General features: G+C 66.2%; 2 protein-coding genes. Both read right to left on the bottom strand.

Annotation, left to right across the window (positions count from 1 at the left end; all coding sequences use genetic code 11):
- Nucleotides 1-187: 187 nt before the first annotated feature.
- Complete coding sequence (locus D7V88_RS41140) at nt 188-1,132, bottom strand: DUF2381 family protein (RefSeq protein WP_120545913.1); 945 nt, start codon at nt 1,130-1,132, stop codon at nt 188-190.
- Nucleotides 1,129-1,482 carry a hypothetical protein gene (locus D7V88_RS41135; RefSeq protein WP_120545912.1) on the bottom strand — a complete coding sequence of 118 codons (354 nt, stop codon included), beginning with the start codon at nt 1,480-1,482 and terminating at the stop codon, nt 1,129-1,131. The genes D7V88_RS41140 and D7V88_RS41135 overlap by 4 nt, the downstream gene beginning before the upstream one ends.
- Nucleotides 1,483-1,832 lie beyond the last annotated feature (350 nt).

Here is a 1,832-nt window from a genome sequence, read left to right as displayed (position 1 = left end):
GGCACGGGCGATGAATGGAGGCGAGGCAAGTCCACTCCAGAGCCCCTTCGTGCGGGGCTTCACGCTGACGCCCGCGGAGAAGGCGGACGTCATCGCGTTCCTGGAGTCGCTCACGGACACGGACTTCCTGCACGACCCAAGGTTCGCGGATCCTGCTGTCGCGCCGTAAGCCGGGCCCCGGACTCGCTCACGGGAAGGTGATGTTGCGCACGGTGACGGACTGGGTTCCGCCTTCGGCCCACAGCTTCAGGGTGTAGGGACCGCGCGTTGGGAGCGCTGGCAGTTCGAACTCCATGATGCCCGTGGCGCGCGCCCTGGGCGCGATGGGTTCCTGGGGCAAGACGTCCAGTGCCTGCACGGTGCGACCGGCCCCATCCACCAGCGCCGCGCCCTTGAACACCCAGGGCACCTCCAACCGGTTTTCAAACTTGGCCTTCACCGCGACCCGGCTGGCAGCGCGAAAGGTGGTCACCCGCGTCACCCAGACAGCCGCGCGTGGCGTCGGTTGCGCTTCAGTCTCCAACTTACGGAAGGCCACACCCTCCTCGAGCATCACATCCGAGGCCAGCAGTTCGGCCAGACCGGACGGTCGCGCTTGCTGCGCGCGAAGTCGCTCCACCTCCGCCTGGGAGCGGCCGACTTCCGTGCGCAGTTGTCGAACCTCCTGTTGGTACGACTCCAGCGTGCGCGGATGGCGGAACAACTCCACCTGACGCTGCGCCAGGGCGGGGTGCACCACCAGCACCAATTCCACACGCGAAGGAGCCAGACCATCCGCGAAGACGAGCGCCAGCTTCAGCCGCAGTCCTTCCTTCACATCATTTCGGGGCAGCAGGGTGAGGGTGTCCGCACCTTCCACGACACGGTGGAAGTGCTCCCGCCCCGAAAGCTCCCAACGCGCCACGCGCGCATCACATAACAGCAGGGTCGCCAATCCCGGACTGATGCGCAGTTCGCGAGGGATTCCCTCTTGCTCGGCCGACAGTTCAATGCGGCCCACGCTTTCATCGGGCAGGGGGCTGGCAACCTGGGCCATCGCCCCGGTAGCCGTGGTGACCGCCACCACCACCACCTTCAGCAACATCGGAATGACGGAGCCAAGGCCACGGCGAATCGCCAGGGAGAACGTCACTCGAATTGATCCACGGCTCGCAGATAGACCGTGCTCATGATGATCGCGGTCTCGTTCGTGCTGCCACTCAAAACCGGCATTCCGTGCTCGATACCAAATCCATCAAGCATCTCGATGCAGACGGGGTAGCGCACCCCCTTCTCCGTACGGGCCTCGGTGAAGCGGCCATAGATGTACTCTCCCCAGAGGATGTGTCCGAACAACAGGGTTCCCGCCGGAAGCTGGCCCATGTCATCGACCATTCGGAGGAGAGGCGCCCGCCCCTCCTGGATCTTGAAGCGCCGCTGTCCTCCATCGAAAACGAACGACCCATCAATCTTGAGGCCCGTGGGAATCCCCAGCTTCCGCATGGCCTCCACGGCTCCCGCCGGGCACGCCTCGGGCGGTGGCGAGGGACGCAACTGCGGCCCACTGGGGCACCCCAGGGCGGAGCAGGTGGCGACGACCAGGGCGCTGGACACCGCCTTCCGGGTTCGGAGCGGCCGGACAGGGGCGGGAGGAGTCTTCGTCACGGGTGTTTCTTCTTTCCACGAATGCGCCACCTCGGAGGCGACGGCCACAGGGGGAACAGCCACCCACGGCGGCAGGACTGCGGCCCGGTCAGCTTCCGGTGGAGTCACGGCGGACGCTACTTCCGGGACTGCCTCCGAAAGGGAAGCACGCCGGTGCACCTGGAAACCTCCCCACGTCGCCACCAGCC

The organism is Corallococcus terminator, from assembly GCF_003611635.1.
Taxonomy (GTDB): domain Bacteria; phylum Myxococcota; class Myxococcia; order Myxococcales; family Myxococcaceae; genus Corallococcus; species Corallococcus terminator.
Note: the sequence above shows the minus strand (reverse complement) of the source record. Positions and strands in the feature narration are given on the sequence as shown.

Bases quoted from the DNA above. Each gene is read 5' to 3' on its own strand.
- D7V88_RS41135 (WP_120545912.1), bottom strand. From the start codon at position 1,482: ATGCGGAAGCTGGGGATTCCCACGGGCCTCAAGATTGATGGGTCGTTC.